General features: G+C 64.4%; 13 protein-coding genes. 5 read left to right on the forward strand and 8 right to left on the reverse strand.

Annotated elements, in window-relative coordinates:
• Nucleotides 1-58 precede the first annotated feature (58 nt).
• Together VF716_RS07380 and VF716_RS07385 are read left to right on the forward strand one after the other, a co-directional pair.
• Nucleotides 59-1993 carry a putative nucleotidyltransferase substrate binding domain-containing protein gene (locus VF716_RS07380; RefSeq protein ID WP_020305707.1) on the forward strand — a complete coding sequence of 645 codons (1935 nt, stop codon included), beginning with the start codon at nucleotides 59-61 and terminating at the stop codon, nucleotides 1991-1993.
• Nucleotides 1990-2697, forward strand: coding sequence for a 3'-5' exonuclease (locus tag VF716_RS07385; protein WP_020305706.1), 708 nt, complete (start codon nucleotides 1990-1992; stop codon nucleotides 2695-2697). Before VF716_RS07380 ends, VF716_RS07385 begins: the two co-directional genes overlap by 4 nt.
• Nucleotides 2698-2841: 144 nt before the next feature.
• Here VF716_RS07385 and VF716_RS07390 read toward each other — a convergent pair whose 3' ends face one another.
• The 4 genes from VF716_RS07390 to rloA2 all read right to left on the reverse strand — a co-directional run bounded on the left by VF716_RS07390 (nucleotide 2842) and on the right by rloA2 (nucleotide 6725).
• Nucleotides 2842-3360 (reverse strand): hypothetical protein, encoded by a 519-nt coding sequence (locus VF716_RS07390; RefSeq protein WP_045159831.1) that lies wholly within the window; start codon nucleotides 3358-3360, stop codon nucleotides 2842-2844.
• A gap of 97 nt (nucleotides 3361-3457) precedes the next feature.
• The gene (locus VF716_RS07395; RefSeq protein WP_011914909.1) at nucleotides 3458-5227 is read right to left on the reverse strand and encodes a sodium:solute symporter family protein; all 1770 of its coding nucleotides are present in this window, start codon (nucleotides 5225-5227) and stop codon (nucleotides 3458-3460) included.
• Between the two features lie 5 nt (nucleotides 5228-5232).
• Nucleotides 5233-5496: a DUF4212 domain-containing protein gene (locus VF716_RS07400; RefSeq protein ID WP_017245397.1), complete on the reverse strand. Its 264-nt coding sequence runs from the start codon at nucleotides 5494-5496 to the stop codon at nucleotides 5233-5235.
• Nucleotides 5497-6215: 719 nt separating this feature from the next.
• Nucleotides 6216-6725, reverse strand: coding sequence for a retropepsin-like aspartic peptidase RloA2 (gene rloA2, locus VF716_RS07405; RefSeq protein WP_011914911.1), 510 nt, complete (start codon nucleotides 6723-6725; stop codon nucleotides 6216-6218).
• A gap of 178 nt (nucleotides 6726-6903) precedes the next feature.
• On the opposite strand from rloA2, the gene dbpA reads away from it, so the two are divergent.
• Nucleotides 6904-8286 (forward strand): ATP-dependent RNA helicase DbpA, encoded by a 1383-nt coding sequence (gene dbpA / locus VF716_RS07410; protein ID WP_041755824.1) that lies wholly within the window; start codon nucleotides 6904-6906, stop codon nucleotides 8284-8286.
• A gap of 129 nt (nucleotides 8287-8415) precedes the next feature.
• The gene (gene yccS / locus VF716_RS07415; protein WP_440552399.1) at nucleotides 8416-10599 is read left to right on the forward strand and encodes a YccS family putative transporter; all 2184 of its coding nucleotides are present in this window, start codon (nucleotides 8416-8418) and stop codon (nucleotides 10597-10599) included.
• Here the strand turns inward: yccS and VF716_RS07420 are convergent.
• Entirely contained in the window at nucleotides 10596-11360 is a 765-nt protein-coding gene (locus VF716_RS07420; protein WP_049341398.1) for a substrate-binding periplasmic protein, read from the reverse strand. The genes yccS and VF716_RS07420 overlap by 4 nt on opposite strands.
• Nucleotides 11361-11494: 134 nt before the next feature.
• Here VF716_RS07420 and VF716_RS07425 point away from each other — a divergent pair, with 134 nt between their 5' ends.
• Entirely contained in the window at nucleotides 11495-12679 is a 1185-nt protein-coding gene (locus VF716_RS07425; RefSeq protein ID WP_041755825.1) for an NAD(P)/FAD-dependent oxidoreductase, read from the forward strand.
• 20 nt (nucleotides 12680-12699) lie between these two features.
• On the opposite strand, the gene VF716_RS07430 is transcribed toward VF716_RS07425, so the two are convergent.
• The 3 genes from VF716_RS07430 to VF716_RS07440 form a co-directional block, all read right to left on the reverse strand.
• On the reverse strand, nucleotides 12700-12882 hold the full coding sequence (locus tag VF716_RS07430; RefSeq protein WP_011914916.1) for a hypothetical protein: 183 nt from the start codon (nucleotides 12880-12882) through the stop codon (nucleotides 12700-12702).
• A gap of 56 nt (nucleotides 12883-12938) precedes the next feature.
• Nucleotides 12939-13268, reverse strand: a complete 330-nt coding sequence (locus VF716_RS07435) for a hypothetical protein (protein WP_011914917.1) — start codon at nucleotides 13266-13268, stop codon at nucleotides 12939-12941.
• Nucleotides 13269-13399: 131 nt separating this feature from the next.
• The gene (locus VF716_RS07440) at nucleotides 13400-15655 is read right to left on the reverse strand and encodes a putative bifunctional diguanylate cyclase/phosphodiesterase (protein WP_125865984.1); all 2256 of its coding nucleotides are present in this window, start codon (nucleotides 15653-15655) and stop codon (nucleotides 13400-13402) included.
• Nucleotides 15656-15716: the final 61 nt, after the last annotated feature.

A 15716-nucleotide genomic window follows, 5' to 3' on the forward strand; every position in this document is an offset into this window, starting at 1 on the left:
CGTCCAATTGGGTCCGACCGACCCGCAGCCCACCATGAACAAAAAATGGAAGCCGACCATGAGCACACCTGACGCCTTCGCCCAAGCTGGGAAGACGGCCGTACTGCAGAATATCCACGGCACCATGGAGTTCCTGCGCAAGTACGCCCCCTTCAACCAGATGGAGCCGGCCCACCTGGCCTATCTGGTGGAGAACTGTGAGCTGCGCTTCTATGCCGAAGGCGACTGCATCATTTCTCCCGAAGACGGCGTGGTGCAGCACTTCTATATCGTCAAGCAGGGCCGCGTGCACGGTCAGCGCCCGCACACCGCCAAGCGCGGCACCGATACCACCTTCGAGGTCATCGTCGGCGAGTGCTTCCCGATGGCGGCGCTGATGGGCGAGCGGGCGACCCGTACCGCACACCTGGCTGCCGAGGACACCTTCTGCTTCCTGCTCAACAAACCGGCCTTCGTCAACCTGGTGTCCAACTCGCCGGTGTTTCGCGACTTCGCCATGCGCGGCGTGAGCAGCCTGCTGGATCTGGTCAATCAGCAGGCGCAGATGCGCGCGGTGGAGAGCCTCGGCGAGAACTTCTCGCTGGAAACCAGCATCGGCGAGCTGGCCCTGCATCATCCCGTCTCCTGCCTGCCGTCCCGCCCGCTCAACGAAGCAGTGGCGATGATGCAGGAGGAGAACGTCGGCAGCATCGTCATCGTCGACGAAGCGCTGCATCCGCAGGGCATCTTTACCCTGCGTGACCTGCGACGAGCCATCGGTACGGGCACCACGGACCTGAGTCAGCCGATCGCCCAGTTCATGACCCACGATCCGTTCTACCTGCCGCCGGACGCCACCGCGTTCGATGCGGCCATCGCCATGACCGAGCGGCATATCGCTCATGTCTGCGTGGTGGACAACGGCCTGCTGCGCGGTGTGATCTCCGAGCGCGACCTGTTTTCCCTGCAGCGCGTGGACCTCGTGCATCTGGCCCAGACCATCCGCCATGCCGATCGCGTCGACGCCCTGGTGGTCATCCGCAACCGCATCAAGCAGCTGGTCGACAACATGCTGGCCCACGGTGCCTCGTCGACGCAGATCACCCGCATCGTCACCCTGCTCAACGATCACACGGTGTGTCGGGTCATCGAACTGGCCATCGCGCATATGGGCGATCCGGGCGTGCCGTTCACCTGGCTGTGCTTCGGCAGCGAAGGGCGCCAGGAGCAGACCCTGCACACCGACCAGGACAACGGCATTCTCTTCGAGGCCGCAGATGCCGCCGAGGCCGCGCACATCCGCGGTCGCCTGCTGCCGCTGGCCGAGCGTATCAACCGTGACCTCGACACCTGCGGCTTCACCCTGTGCAAGGGCAACATCATGGCCAGCAATCCGCAGCTGTGCCTGTCGCGGCAGGAATGGAGCCGCCGCTTCAGCTCCTTTGTCCGTGAGGCGACGCCGGAAAACCTGCTCGGCAGCACCATCTATTTCGACCTGCGCAGCATCTGGGGCCCGGCCGAAGGTTGCGAGCAACTGCGCCAGTATCTGCTCGACGAGATCAAGGACAACAGCCTGTTCCAGCGCATGATGGCAGACAACGCCCTGCGCCATCGTCCCCCGGTCGGCCGCTTCCGCGACTTCGTGGTGGCACGCAAGGGCGAAGGCAAAGACACCCTGGACCTGAAGGTGCAGGGACTGACTCCGTTCGTCGACGGCGCACGCCTGCTGGCGCTGAGCAACGACATCGGCACCTGCAACACCCTCGAGCGCCTGCGCAAGCTGGTGGAAAAGGGCGTGATCGAACCCAAGGATGGCGCGGCCTACGAAGAGGCCTACCACTTCATCCAGCAGACCCGCATGCAGCAGCATCAGCAGCAGGCACGCGATGGACTGCCCTATTCCAATCGCCTGGATCCGGATACGCTCAATGTGTTGGATCGACGCATCCTGCGCGAGTCCTTTCGCCAGGCCCAGCGTCTCCAGGCCAGCCTCGCGGTGCGCTATCAACTATGAGCATGTTCTGGTTCAACCCACGCGGTCCGAAGTTGCCTCCCGAACAGCAGCAACGCGTTGCCGAGCTGCCGCGCCCGGAACTGCCGCAGCCCGTTCCGCTACGCCAGCAACGACTGGTGGTGCTGGATCTGGAAACGACCGGGCTGCACCTCAAGCGCGACCTGGTCATCGCCATCGGCGCGGTGGTCATCGAGGACGGCGCGATCGATTATTCGCAGCAGTTCGAATGCACGCTGTGCCGTCAGGTCAAGGTCAATGAAAGCGTGCTGATCCATGGCATCGCGCCTAGCGAACTGGCCAACGGGCTGCCGCCGGCCGAAGCGCTGCTCAGCTTCATGGAGTTTGCCGCGGGCAGCATCATCCTGGCCTTTCACGCCCCCTTCGACCAACGCATGCTGGGCCGCGCGCTGAAGAACGAGCTGGGCTATTCGCTGGAGAACAGCTTCCTCGACGTGGCCGACCTGGCCCCGATGCTGTTCCCCGAAGCGATGATCCACCGCGGCAGCCTGGACCACTGGCTCGACTACTTCAACATCCATATCCCGCAGCGTCACAATGCGTCCGCCGACGCCATGGCGACAGCCGAGATCGCGCTGATCCTGCTCAATCGTGCCCAGCGCATCGGACTGACCACCTTCGACGAGCTGGCGCAGCGCCTTAGGTGCTGGCAGCGCGCCCGCAAGGCGGCATTCAATTCGATCTGAACCTGGCGACACGACCGCGGCCGTTCGGACCGAGATGACGGACACAGACGCAGCCATGCCCGAAAGGACAGGACGACCCAAATCTCAGGCCGCCCACGCATGAAGTGACGGTGCGCCTCAGATCACGCTGATGCGCGTACGGAATCAGCGCCCGCTTTCGCAGATGGACCGATACAGCGGCGAATCCTGCTCGAGCTGGGTCAGTGTCTCGACCTTCGCCTCGCCGGCCTCATTCAACCGGAACATCGCCTTCTCTCTGCACAGCAACTGATAGCGTCCACTTTGCACGGTGGACATCAGGCTGGTCTTTTCGAAGCGATACAGCACGAAGCGGGCAACGCGTCCCTGATCGGTGTCCTGGATCTGCGCATTGGCTTCATCCAGCACGGTGTAGGCCAGCGGCATCGGGAACGCCAGGGTCCAGGGTCGCCAGAGCATGTTGCCTTTCTCGCTCGATACCACCACCGAACCCTCCGGCAGACGGGCCTGGGTGCTCTCGAACCAGGTGTATTCGTAGTGGATGGTGTACGCCAGCATGCCCAGGCCAGCACCTACCGGAATGATCCACTTCGGCAGGCGCTTGCGCGTCAAGGAGCGCAGCGCCAGTGCAATCCCCGCACCCGCCGTACCGGCGACAATTGCAGCAATCAGATGCCAGAACATATACAACTCCCCTAAAAAAATCGGGCTTCCAATTGGAAGCCCGACTTCTACCTCAACCTTGTTTCAGACAGGGTCTGATGTCTGGTTGCATTATCGATCAGTGATCAAGCGCAGCGCCAGCACCTTTCGGGGTACGCACGCTCTCGACCAGATCCTGGATTTCCTGCGGCGGAGCCTGAGTCGCCAGGGACACGGCATAGGCCACGATGAAGTTCAGGATCGCACCCACGGCACCGAAGGCCTGCGGGGAGATACCCATCCACCACTGATCAGGCGTGTTGGCCAGGCTGTTGGTGCCAGGGATGAAGAACCAGCCCAGGTACAGGAAGATGTACACCGCGGTGGACACCACACCTACCAGCATACCGGCCACAGCACCTGCGCTGTTCACGCGCTTGGAGAAGATACCCATCATCAGCGCCGGGAACAGGCTCGCTGCAGCGAGACCGAACGCCAGTGCCACTACCTGAGCCGCGAAGCCCGGCGGGTTCAGACCCAGATAGGTCGCCAGGAGAATGGCTGCCGTCATGGACAGACGAGCGGCCAGCATCTCGTTCTTCTCGCTGATCTTCGGATTGATGAGCGTCTTGATCAGGTCATGACTGATTGCCGAGGAGATCGCCAGCAGCAGACCAGCCGCAGTGGACAGCGCCGCCGCGATGGCACCCGCCGCGATCAGGCCGATGACCCAGCCTGGCAGGTTGGCGATTTCCGGGTTGGCCAGAACGATGATGTCGTTGTTCACGGTCAGCTCGTTGCCGTTCCAGCCACGCTCCTGCGCAGTCGGAGTGAAGGCAGCGCTGGCGTCGTTGTACATCTGTACGCGACCGTCGCCGTTCTTGTCTTCCCACTTGATCAGACCGGTACGTTCCCAGGTCTGCACCCACTCAGGACGATCTTCGTAGCGGATTGCTTCAGCCTGCGGGCCTTCCGGATAGATGGTCTGAACCAGGTTCAGACGAGCCATGGAGGCAACAGCCGGAGCGGTGAGGTACAGCAGGGCGATGAACACCAGAGTCCAGCCAGCGGACCAGCGAGCGTCAGCTACCTTCGGTACGGTGAAGAAGCGGATGATCACGTGCGGCAGACCAGCGGTACCGATCATCAGCGACAGGGTGAACAGGAACATGTTCAGCTTGTTGTCGATGTCGGCGGTGTAGGCAGCGAAGCCCAGGTCGGTTACGACCTGATCCAGCTTGTCCAGCAGCGGCACGCCGGAGTCGACGTGAGTGCCGAACATGCCGAGCATCGGGATCGGGTTGCCAGTCAGCTGCATGGCAATGAACACGGCCGGAATGGTGTAGGCGATGATCAGAACGATGTACTGAGCCACCTGGGTGTAGGTGATGCCCTTCATGCCGCCGAATACGGCGTAGGCGAACACGATCGCGGCAGCGATCCAGATACCAGCGGAGTTGCTCACTTCCAGGAAGCGGGAGAACGCCACACCAGCACCGGCCATCTGACCGATTACGTAAGTAACGGAGATGAGGATGAGGCAGATGACGGCTACCAGGCGCGCACCACGGCTGTAGAACCGGTCACCGATGAAGTCCGGTACGGTGAACTTGCCGAATTTGCGCAGATAGGGGGCCAGCAGCATGGCCAGCAGCACGTAGCCACCGGTCCAGCCCATCAGGTACACGGAGGTGGCATAACCGCCGGAGGCGATGATACCGGCCATGGAGATGAAGGATGCCGCAGACATCCAGTCTGCCGCAGTCGCCATACCGTTGGTTACAGGGTGAACGCCACCGCCGGCGACGTAGAATTCCTTAGTCGACCCGGCGCGAGCCCAGACCGCGATCCCGATATAGAGCAGGAACGAGGCGCCCACGAACAACATGTTGATCCAATATTGGCTCATGGTGGTTACTCCTCAACCCCGAATTCCTTGTCCAGTTTGTTCAGCCGCCACGCGTAGTGGAAGATGATCGCAATGAACACGATGATGGAACCCTGTTGAGCGAACCAGAAGCCAAGATCCGTTCCCCCTACAGGGATACCGGATACCAGCGGACGCAGGAGGATACCGAAACCATATGAGACAAGAGCCCAGACCACTAAGCTCCAAGTGATAAGGCGAACATTCGCCTTCCAGTACGCAGCAGCATTTTCTTTATCGTTGTCGGCCATTGACGTTCTCCGCCTTATTTTTATTGCGTGTGAAGGGAACCCACATGCTGAATTTAACAGGGCAGGGTTTATGAATGAAAGCCCCGACTTTAGTCTGACAAACAACCCGCAAAGACCAATCCAGATGCCGAAAAGCGCCGCCGCAAAGCGTCCCGGGCTGGCGATTTGCCATGAATCGACCTGCTCGCCGTAACCTTTGTGGCAGACGGTTTTGACGCATGCAGGTGCGGCGGGCTGACGCGGCGCTCGCTCCACCTTCGGGCAGTCGCCTCGGACGCATATCGAGACCGACCGGTCACGAAATTAAATTCACCGCGTAATTATCATCCCCAAGTTCGAAAAGTATAACTTGGAGATTGAACTCTTAATGAAAGATAAATATTTAAAAAACAAGAGCAATGAACTTAAGAAACGATGTAATTAACTTATCGTCAGTTCATTGCCTTTTGATTGCAAACGAAGCGGTCGCCACACTCCATCGAGGCAGCCTCCTTCAAGCAGGTTTCCAGAGGTCGTGGCGCGCGGATAGACGGACGTCGAGCCGCACGTCGACGCCTCACATGCCAGCAGCGCCCTGCGGGCACCCTCGAGCCTGGCTCGGAGCCGAACAGGGCTGGCTACGGCAGGCCTTGCGGCCTATCGGCAGGCGCGAAGCGGAGAGACGACCTGGCCGGACAGATGCCGTTCGGCGCAGGTCGCGTGCAGTTGGTGACCTGCGTCTAGCAGGCAGGCTGACCCGCCGTGTATTTCTCGGTCGGGTAGATCGCCGCGTTGAGATCACGAATGGTCTCTGCGCCGATCAGCAAGGGGTAACTGAAGTGCGTCCGGTCGGTGAGGTTGACCTGCACCTCGCGCAGCTGATCGCCGATGCATAGCTGCATGCCCACGACGGGGCGCTCGGCCCGCGGCGGCTCGCTGTCGGGATCGACGTTTCCGGCCTCCTCGGCGCGGGTCTTGATACGACTGATACCGAGCAGCCGCTGCTCATAAAGGGTGTCATCGGCACCATCGACGGCCAGACGGAAGCGCACCCAGTCCTCGCCATCGCGTTTGAACTGTTCGATGTCGCGGGCCGACAGCGATGCGGTCATGGCACCGGTATCCATCTTGGCGGGCAGGATCTTGCCGATCTCTTCGACCTTGATGTGCTCGTAGCGGCCATAAAGGGTGGGTTCGGCCGCGAACGCCGGTAGCGCCAACAGCCCGGCAAGGAAAAGAACGCGAGACAAAACAACCTCCTGGGAGCGAATGATGGACAGTTTTCGATCAGCCGCCCCCCGCTGGGTTCAGTCTTCGCGCCTTTCAAAACGTTTCACCAGGCAGGCAGATAGCCATGCCGACCGCGCCGAACGCTCCTGCCGGCAGCCTGATAGACTGCAGACCGATTTCCATCCGAAGGCTCCAACCGTGTCCAGTCCCGCCTTTTCCACCCTGCCCCTTTCCGCCGCCATGCTGGCCAACCTCGAAGCCCTCGGCTACGCGACGATGACGCCGATCCAGGCGCAGAGCCTGCCGCTGATGCTCAAGGGGCACGACCTGATCGCCCAGGCCAAGACCGGTAGCGGCAAGACCGCAGCCTTCGGCATCGCCCTGCTCGACCCGCTCAATCCACGCTATTTCGGCTGCCAGGCGCTGGTACTTTGCCCGACCCGCGAGCTGGCCGATCAGGTCGCCAAGGAGCTGCGCCGACTGGCGCGGGCAGCGGACAACATCAAGATCCTCACGCTGTGCGGCGGCGTCTCCATCGGCCCGCAGATCGCATCGCTGGAGCATGGCGCCCATGTGATCGTCGGTACGCCGGGGCGGGTGCAGGAGCACCTGAAGAAAGGCACCCTCAAGCTCGACGGCCTCAACACCCTGGTGCTCGATGAAGCCGACCGCATGCTGGACATGGGCTTCTACGACGCCATCGCCGAGATCATCGGCCAGACCCCGGCCAAGCGGCAGACGCTGCTGTTCTCGGCCACCTACCCCGCCAGCATCGAGCAGCTTGCCGCCAGTTTCATGCGTGCGCCGCAGCAGGTGCGGGTCGAGTCACTGCACACGGACTCGCAGATCGAGCAGCGCTTCTACGAGATCGACCCCGAGCAGCGTCTGGATGCGGTGGCGCGCCTGTTGGCCAGCTTCCGCCCGGAAAGCTGCGTGGCCTTCTGCTTCACCAAGCAGCAATGCCAGGAGCTGGTCGAGTACCTCAACGGCAAGGGCATCTCGGCAGCGGCGCTCAATGGCGATCTGGAGCAGCGTGATCGTGATCAGGTCCTGGCGATGTTCGCCAACCGCAGCCTGTCGGTGCTGGTGGCTACCGATGTCGCCGCCCGCGGGCTGGATATCGACGCATTGGACATGGTGATCAATGTCGAGCTGGCCCGCGATCCGGAAATCCACGTCCACCGCATCGGCCGGACCGGACGCGCCGGCAACCAGGGCCTGGCCGCGAGCCTGGTGGCCCCAGCCGAAGCCCATCGTGCCCAGGCCATCGAGAAGCTGCAGAAGTCGCCGCTCAACTGGCATTCCCTGGACGAGCTGAAAGCCGGCGCGGGTGCGCCGCTGCAACCACCGATGGTGACGCTGTGCATCGCGGCCGGGCGCAAGGACAAGCTGCGCCCGGGCGACATCCTGGGCGCCCTGACCGGCGACGCCGGCCTGCCGGGCAGCCAGGTCGGCAAGATCGCCATCTTCGACTTCCAGGCGTTCGTGGCGGTCGAACGCGATGCGGCCAAACAGGCCCTCAAGCGCCTGAACGAAGGTAAGATCAAGGGCCGCTCGCTGAAGGTCCGCGTGCTGCGCTGAAGCCAGCCGCCGCCAAGCCGATAGCAAGCAGGCCAGCATCAGGCGGCCGGAGGGTTGAGCCCCGGCCGCGGCCGTGACAGCGTATGCACTGGCGCTGCCCTATCTGCCCGTCCCCAACCGGATCGCTCCATGCCGCAACCCTCGCTCAGCCAGTACTTACGCCGCCTCTGGGCGCTGGAGAAGTTCGGCTACAGCCTGCGCGTGCTGATCGCCATGGCCGGCAGCATGGGCCTGGCCTGGTACCTCGGGCAGCCATCGCTGATCATTCCGCTGTTCCTCGGCATCATCGCCAGCGCCCTGGCGGAGACCGACGACAGCTGGCTGGGCCGGCTCAGCGCCCTGCTGGTGACCCTACTGTGCTTCAGCATCGCCGCGGTAGCCGTCGAGTTGCTGTTTCCCTATCCGTGGCTGTTCGTTGCCGGCCTGGCGTTGTCCACCTTCGCCCTGGTCATGCTCGGCGCGCTCGGCGAACGCTACGGCGCGATCGCCCAGGCCACGCTGATCCTCGCCATCTACAGCATGATCGCCGCCGACCAGCGCAACGGCGAGCTGCAGCAGTTCTGGCGCGACCCACTGCTGCTGGTGACCGGCGCCGCCTGGTATGGCCTGCTGTCGGTATGCTGGAACGCGCTGTTCGCGCACCAGCCGGTGCAGCAGAGCCTGGCGCGGTTGTATCGCGAGCTGGGCCTGTACTTCCGCTACAAGGCAGCGCTGTTCGAACCGGTGCGCCAGCTGGACGTCGAACAGCGCCGGCTCGAGCTGGCGCAGCAGAACGGCCGGGTGGTCAGCGCCCTGAATGCGGCCAAGGAAACCCTGCTGCACCGCCTGGGCAGCGGCCGCCCCGGCAGCAAGATCAATCACTACCTGAAGCTTTACTTCCTCGCCCAGGACCTGCACGAGCGTGTCAGCTCTTCGCACTACCCTTACCAGGCCCTCGCCGAAGCCTTCTTCCACAGCGACGTGCTGTTTCGCTGCCAGCGCCTGCTGCGCCTGCAGGCCAGCGCCTGCGCCGAACTCGGCGAGGCCATTCAGCTGCGCCAGACGTTTCGCTACAGCGATGCCAATGCCCAGGCACTGGAGGACCTGCAGGCGTCGCTGGAGCACCTGCGCGAGCAGAACAACCCGGCCTGGCGCGGCCTGCTGCGCTCGCTGCGGGCGCTGTCGAGCAACCTCTCCACCCTGCAGCGCCAGCTCGCCAGTGCCAGCGATCCCGCCGCGCTGGAAGGCACGCAGGACAGCAGCCTGCTGGATCGCCAGCCGCAGACGCTGCGCGAGGCGTTCAACCGCATCCGCCTGCAGCTGACGCCGACGTCCCTGCTGTTCCGCCACGCCTTGCGCATGGCCATCGCCCTGGTCGCGGGTTACGCCGCGCTGCACGCCATCCACCCCGAGCAGGGCTACTGGGTGCTGCTGACCACCGTATTCGTCTGCCAACCCAACTATGGCGCCACCCGGATCAAGCTGGTGCAGCGGATCAGCGGCACCGTGCTCGGCCTGGTGGTCGGCTGGGCGCTGTTCGATCTGTTCCCCAGCCAGCCGGTGCAGGCACTGTTCGCCGTGGTCGCCGGAGTGGTGTTCTTCGCCACCCGCAGCACGCGCTACACCCTGGCCACGGCCGCGATCACGCTGATGGTGCTGTTCTGCTTCAACCAGGTCGGCGATGGCTACGGGCTGATCTGGCCGCGCCTGTTCGATACCCTGCTCGGCAGCCTGATCGCCGCCGCCGCGGTGTTCCTGATCCTGCCGGATTGGCAGGGCCGGCGTCTGAACCAGGTGGTCGCCAACACCCTCAGCTGCAACAGCGACTACCTGCGCCAGATCATGCGCCAGTACGACAGTGGCAAGCACGACGACCTGGCCTACCGCCTGGCCCGGCGCAACGCCCACAACGCCGATGCCGCGCTGTCGACCACCCTCTCGAACATGCTTCTGGAGCCCGGCCACTTCCGCAAGGATGCCGAGACCGGCTTTCGCTTTCTGATCCTCTCGCACACCCTGCTGAACTACCTGTCCGGCCTCGGCGCCCATCGCGAAAGCCTGCCTGACGATGCCAGCGATGCGCTGCTCGAGCGCGCCGCGGAGCAGCTGGCGGCGAGCCTCGACGATCTGGCCACGGCGCTGGCACAGAACAAGCCGGTGGCCATCTACAGCGAAGAGGAAGAAGCGCTGGCGCAGCAGCTCGAACAGATTCCGGAGGAGATGGACGATGCCCATCGCCTGGTGCAGACCCTGCTCGGGTTGATCTGCCGTCAGCTGGCACCGCTGCGCAGCATGGCCGCGCACCTGATCAAGCAGCAGCCGGTCCAGCGCTAGTACTGGGGCAACGCGTCCGGGGCGGGCATGGCGTGGCGGCGAAAGATCGCCGCGTAGCTGCCGTCCTCGAGCATCGCGGCGATCTCGCGCTCGAAGGTCGCCACGATGTCGGTCGCCTGCGGGTGGTCGCTGCGCACCACCAAGGACAGCCCGGCCCGCCTGAACTCACCGGGGACGAAGGAAAGCTCATCCCGCTCATGGCCCAGCTCGCGCTCGAGATGGAACAGTACGGTGCGCTCATCCTCCAGCGTCAGGTCGACACGTCCGGCGAGCACCATCGCCGCCGCCTGGACGAAACTCGCAGCGTAGCCCTTCTGCAACCGTGCGTTGTCGTCCAGTTCGTCGCTGTACATGTAGCCCCGGCTCAAGGCAATCGGGTGGCCGATCAGGCTATCGAGGCCGTCATAGCGAAAGTCGCTTCCGCGTCGCTGGACCCAGCGCATCCGGTTGACCAGAAACGGGCGAGAGCTCAGCGTGTAGTCGACGCGCTTGAGCGTCGGCCAGCCATTGACCATGTCGTAGCTGCCGTTGCGCAGGCCGAACAGAGCGCGCTCCCAGGGCACCTCGATGTACTCGACCCGGTAGCCCCCGCGCTCCAGCGCGGTGCGGATCAGCTCGACGGACAGCCCCTCGCCGGGCAGGCTCTTGTCCGTATAGGGCGGCCAGATGTTGCCGGCCAGCCGAAGCACTTCGGCGGGCAGCGAAGCGCTCGCCAACAGCAGCATCAGTCCGAACAATCGTCGCATGGCCATCACGTCCACCCGCCCCTCTGGCAAAGCGCTATCAGCCCATCAGAACACAATGCAGGTCGATTGACGTCGGCGCCTCGTCGGATGCCTGGCTGCAGCGAAACCGCGAGCGGAGTACCATCGCGCGTTTTCGAACGAGGTATGCATTGGTGCAGACTGACGTGGTGGTAATCGGCGCCGGTGCCGCCGGCCTGATGTGTGCATTCACCGCCGCCGCGCGCGGCCGCCAGGTGCTGCTGCTCGACCACGCCAACAAGGCGGGCAAGAAGATCCTCATGTCCGGCGGCGGGCGCTGCAACTTCACCAACCTCTATACCGAGCCGGCCAACTTCCTTTCCAGCAACCCGCACTTCTGCAAGTCTGCCCTGGCGCGCTACACCCAATGGGACTTCATCGAGATGGTCAGCCGCCACGGCGTGCCCTATCACGAGAAGAAGCTCGGCCAGCTGTTCTGCGATAACAAATCCAGCGACATCCTGGAGATGCTGCTGGACGAGTGCGGGCGGGCCGGAGTCGATCTGCGCCTGGACACCGCCGTGACGGCGATCGAGCGGCTCGATCAGGGGTATGCGCTGCAGACCGGCATCGGCGCGGTGCGCTGCCAGTCGCTGGTGATCGCCACTGGCGGGCTGTCGATCCCGACCCTGGGCGCCAGCGGCTTCGGCTATCAGATCGCCCGCCAGTTCGGCCACAACGTGCTGCCGACCCGCGCGGGCCTGGTGCCATTCACCATTACCGAACCGCAGCTCAAGACCCTGTGCAGCGAACTGTCCGGCACCTCGGTGGAGGATTGCCTGGTCAGCTGCAACGGGCAGAGCTTCCGCGAGAACATCCTCTTCACCCATCGCGGGCTGTCCGGCCCGGCGATCCTGCAGATCTCATCCTACTGGCACCCGGGCGACGTGGTGCATATCGACCTGCTGCCGCACCTGGATCTGGTGGAATGGCTGACGGCGCAGCGACAGGAACGCCCCAACATCGAGCTCAAGACGCTGCTGGGTGAGGTTTTCACGCGCAAGATGGCCGGCCTTCTGTGCGAGCAGTGGTTCAGCTCACGGCCGCTGAAGCAGTACGGGCCCAGCGAGCTGGAAGCGATCGCGAACAAGCTGGCGGACTGGCAGGTGGTACCCGCCGGAACCGAGGGTTACCGGACGGCGGAGGTCACGCTGGGCGGTGTGGATACGCGCGAAGTGTCGTCCAAGACCATGGAGTCGCAGAAGGCGCCAGGGCTGTACTTCGTCGGCGAGGTGCTCGACGTCACCGGCCATCTGGGCGGCTTCAACTTCCAATGGGCCTGGGCGTCGGGCTACGCGGCCGGACAGTTCGTCTAGCCGGCGCAGCGCCGGAACCGCTACTCGTTGGTCCGGTTGGACGGCGGCGAGATTTCCCGCGGGCCGGCGGGATCGGTAGCGGTGTTCTGGTATTCCTGCTGGTTGCGGCTGTTGTTATCCAGCGCAGACTCCTCGTCGTCCGGCGAGCAACCCACCAGCGCCAGGGCAGCCAGTGCACCAGCCAAGATAAAACTCGACTTCATCGCTTTTCTCCTGCGCATGACACCCTGAGCCCGCGGCCCAGGGTGCCGGGCCGCGCTTACTGCGAAGTGCCGGTGCCGGTTCCAGTGCCAGTGCTCGGCGCGGTACCGGAGCCGGACTCGGTGCCCATGCCGCTGCCATTGTCGGCAGGCGGAGTGGCCATGTCGCCCGAAGTACCGGTGCCAGTGCCCGTTCCGGTGCTCGGTGCAGCGCCGGTACCGGTGCCGGTTCCAGTGCCTGCAGGCGGCGTGGTGGTGTCAGTGGAGGGTGCGGCCGGCTGCTCGGTGGTGGCCGGCGGCGGGGTCGGCTCGCGGTCGCGGTCTTCGTCCGGGCCGCAACCGACCAGCAGAAGTCCGAGTACGGGGGGCAGCAGATAGGTAAGACGCATGGTTAACCTCCTTCAGAGTGATCCGGCGGGTGGCCGGAGAATTCTTGAATCGTCAGATTCACAGAAGGTTGACCTTGTTAAGGCGCAAGAGTGCCCCAGCCGTCTCATTCCTGGCGGCGCGCAGATGCCGGTCAGCCAGGCAGACAGGCCGGGAGCGGGTCGTTCAGCGTCGTCCCGGGCGTGACCGGATGCAATGCCCAGAGCTCGTCGAAACGATGCTCGCGATCGAACATCCGCTGCAGTTCTGCCGCCGAGCGCGGAGGACTGAACCAGTAACCCTGCACCAGCTGACAACCCTCGGCGCCGAGAAAGGCCACCTGTTCGGGACGCTCCACGCCTTCGGCGACGACCGCCAGGCCGAGGCTCTGGCCGAGCCCGATGACGGCGCGACTGATGGCCACCGAGTCGGGATCATCCGGCGCTGCGGCGATGAAGCTGCGATCGACCTTGAGCACGTGCAGCGGATAGCGTTTGAGGTAGCCGAGCGAACAGTAGCCGGTGCCGAAATCATCCAGGGCCAGGCGCACGCCGAGCGCCGCGATCTCGTGCAGGCTGCTCATGGTCGCCTCGCTATCCTGCATCAGCAGCGTCTCGGTGATCTCCAGCAGCAGGCTGTCCGGTCGCAGCCCGGTCTCCCGCAGCACGCGCGCCAGCAGATCGGTGAAACCGGGCTGCTGCAGCTGACGTATCGACAGGTTGACCGCGCAGTACAGTTGCGTCTGACCGGCCTGCTGCCAGCGACGGACCTGGCAGCAGGCCTCGCGCAGCACCCACTCGCCGACGCGAACGATCTCGCGCGACTCCTCCAGCACCGGAATGAACTCGTGCGGCGCCACTGGCTTGTCGTTGAAGCGCCAGCGCAGCAGCGCCTCGACGCCGACGACATAGGGTCGGCCCTGCTCGACGCGGCAGATCGGCTGATAATGCAGGGCGAATTCCCGCCGCGTCAGCGCCTGGGCCAGCGCGCTCTCCAGCTCCAGCTGACGGGCCGCCTTGGAATGCAGGCCGTCGCAGAACAGGGCGAACTGGTCCTTGCCCGCACTCTTGGCGCGATACAGGGCCAGGTCGGCCGCCTGCAGCGCATTCAGCGCCTGACCATCACGCTGCAGCGGCGCGATACCGATGCTGGCGCTGACCGACAGGGTGCGCTCGCCCAGCTGCAGCGGTTGGCGCAGGGCCACCAGCATGCGCTGGGCGACGCGCTCGGCATCGGCTTCGCAGGCCAGATCGCCAAGCAGGGCGACGAATTCGTCGCCGCCGAAACGGGCCAGGTGGTCACCCGGCCGCAGACATCTCAGCAACCGCTGCGCCACTTCCACCAGCACCTGGTCGCCAGCGCCGTGGCCGAGGCTGTCGTTGATCAGCTTGAAGCGGTCCAGATCGACGAAGAGCAAGGCCGCGGCCCGCCCGTGGGGTCGCTGCTGCACCTCCTTGAGCAGTTCGTCCAGGTGCAGACGGTTGGCCAGGCCGGTCAGGGCATCGTGGCGTGCCGCATGGCGCAGGCATTCCTCGGCGGCCTTGCGTGCGCTGATGTCGGTCTGCGAGCCGGCCATGCGCAGGGTTCCCTGCTCGCAGCGCTCGGCGACGCCGCGCACCAGCACCCACAGGTAGTCACCGCCCTCGATGCGCACGCGGTATTCATGGGCCAGCGACGGCGTTCGCCCGTTCAGGTGATCGGCGATCGCCTCGCGCAGCCCAGGCAGGTCGTCCGGATGTACCCGCTCGAACCAGCTGCGGCTGGTATAGCTCGGCTGCGCAGGCATGCCCAGCATGGCGGTCCAGCGCTCGGACAGGTGCAGCTGGTCGTGCTCCACGTTCCATTCCCAGATGCCGTCCTCCGAGCCGCGCAGCGCGCGCGTCAGCCGCGCCTCGCTGTCCTCCAGGGCGTGCCGCTGAGCGGCGCTGTAGGTGTCGATGGCGAGGATCATGTCGAAGAAGACGATCTTCAGCAGGCTGTCGTACAGCCTGTGCTGCTCGTTGTCGCCGAGCAGCGTGCGCAGCATCTCCGACAGGTAGAAGCGATAGGCACCGAGGTACCATTCCAGGTCGACGCCGACCCGCTGATGCACCAGCCCCACCAGCAGGCGGTCACGCACGTAGTCGCGCTCGTAGGGACCGTTCCACAGGCGCCGGTAGTATTCCTGCTGGCGCTGCTTGAGCCGCATCAGCCCGGCGCAGTCACTGTGCAGGGTGGCTGGCTGGCCGAAGTCGGCGAGGTGTTCGTAGAGCTTGTCGATGAAGGCGCGATGAGCCGCGTCCAGCTCGGCCGCGGCGCGGTTCAGGCGCAACGCGTCGCCGGTCTGCCACTGCAGGAAGCGCTTGCGGGTCAGGATCTGTTCGAGGCCCAGTCCCACTCGTTGCAGCAACGCCTTCAGCTCGTCTTCCATCCACGCCCCTTGCTTCCCTGCCGCACCCATGCGCCTGAGAACATCATCCAGGCCTGAGCAA

This window comes from Stutzerimonas sp. Brlt_14 (assembly GCF_051948915.1).
Taxonomy (GTDB): domain Bacteria; phylum Pseudomonadota; class Gammaproteobacteria; order Pseudomonadales; family Pseudomonadaceae; genus Stutzerimonas; species Stutzerimonas stutzeri.

Coding starts and splice junctions, on each gene's coding strand:
- VF716_RS07400 (WP_017245397.1), bottom strand. CDS start 5,496: ATGGCCGACAACGATAAAGAAAATGCTGCTGCGTACTGGAAGGCGAAT.
- VF716_RS07435 (WP_011914917.1), bottom strand. CDS start 13,268: ATGCGTCTTACCTATCTGCTGCCCCCCGTACTCGGACTTCTGCTGGTC.
- VF716_RS07430 (WP_011914916.1), bottom strand. CDS start 12,882: ATGAAGTCGAGTTTTATCTTGGCTGGTGCACTGGCTGCCCTGGCGCTG.
- VF716_RS07440 (WP_125865984.1), bottom strand. CDS start 15,655: ATGGAAGACGAGCTGAAGGCGTTGCTGCAACGAGTGGGACTGGGCCTC.
- VF716_RS07385 (WP_020305706.1), top strand. CDS start 1,990: ATGAGCATGTTCTGGTTCAACCCACGCGGTCCGAAGTTGCCTCCCGAA.
- VF716_RS07380 (WP_020305707.1), top strand. CDS start 59: ATGAGCACACCTGACGCCTTCGCCCAAGCTGGGAAGACGGCCGTACTG.
- yccS (WP_440552399.1), top strand. CDS start 8,416: ATGCCGCAACCCTCGCTCAGCCAGTACTTACGCCGCCTCTGGGCGCTG.
- VF716_RS07395 (WP_011914909.1), bottom strand. CDS start 5,227: ATGAGCCAATATTGGATCAACATGTTGTTCGTGGGCGCCTCGTTCCTG.
- VF716_RS07390 (WP_045159831.1), bottom strand. CDS start 3,360: ATGTTCTGGCATCTGATTGCTGCAATTGTCGCCGGTACGGCGGGTGCG.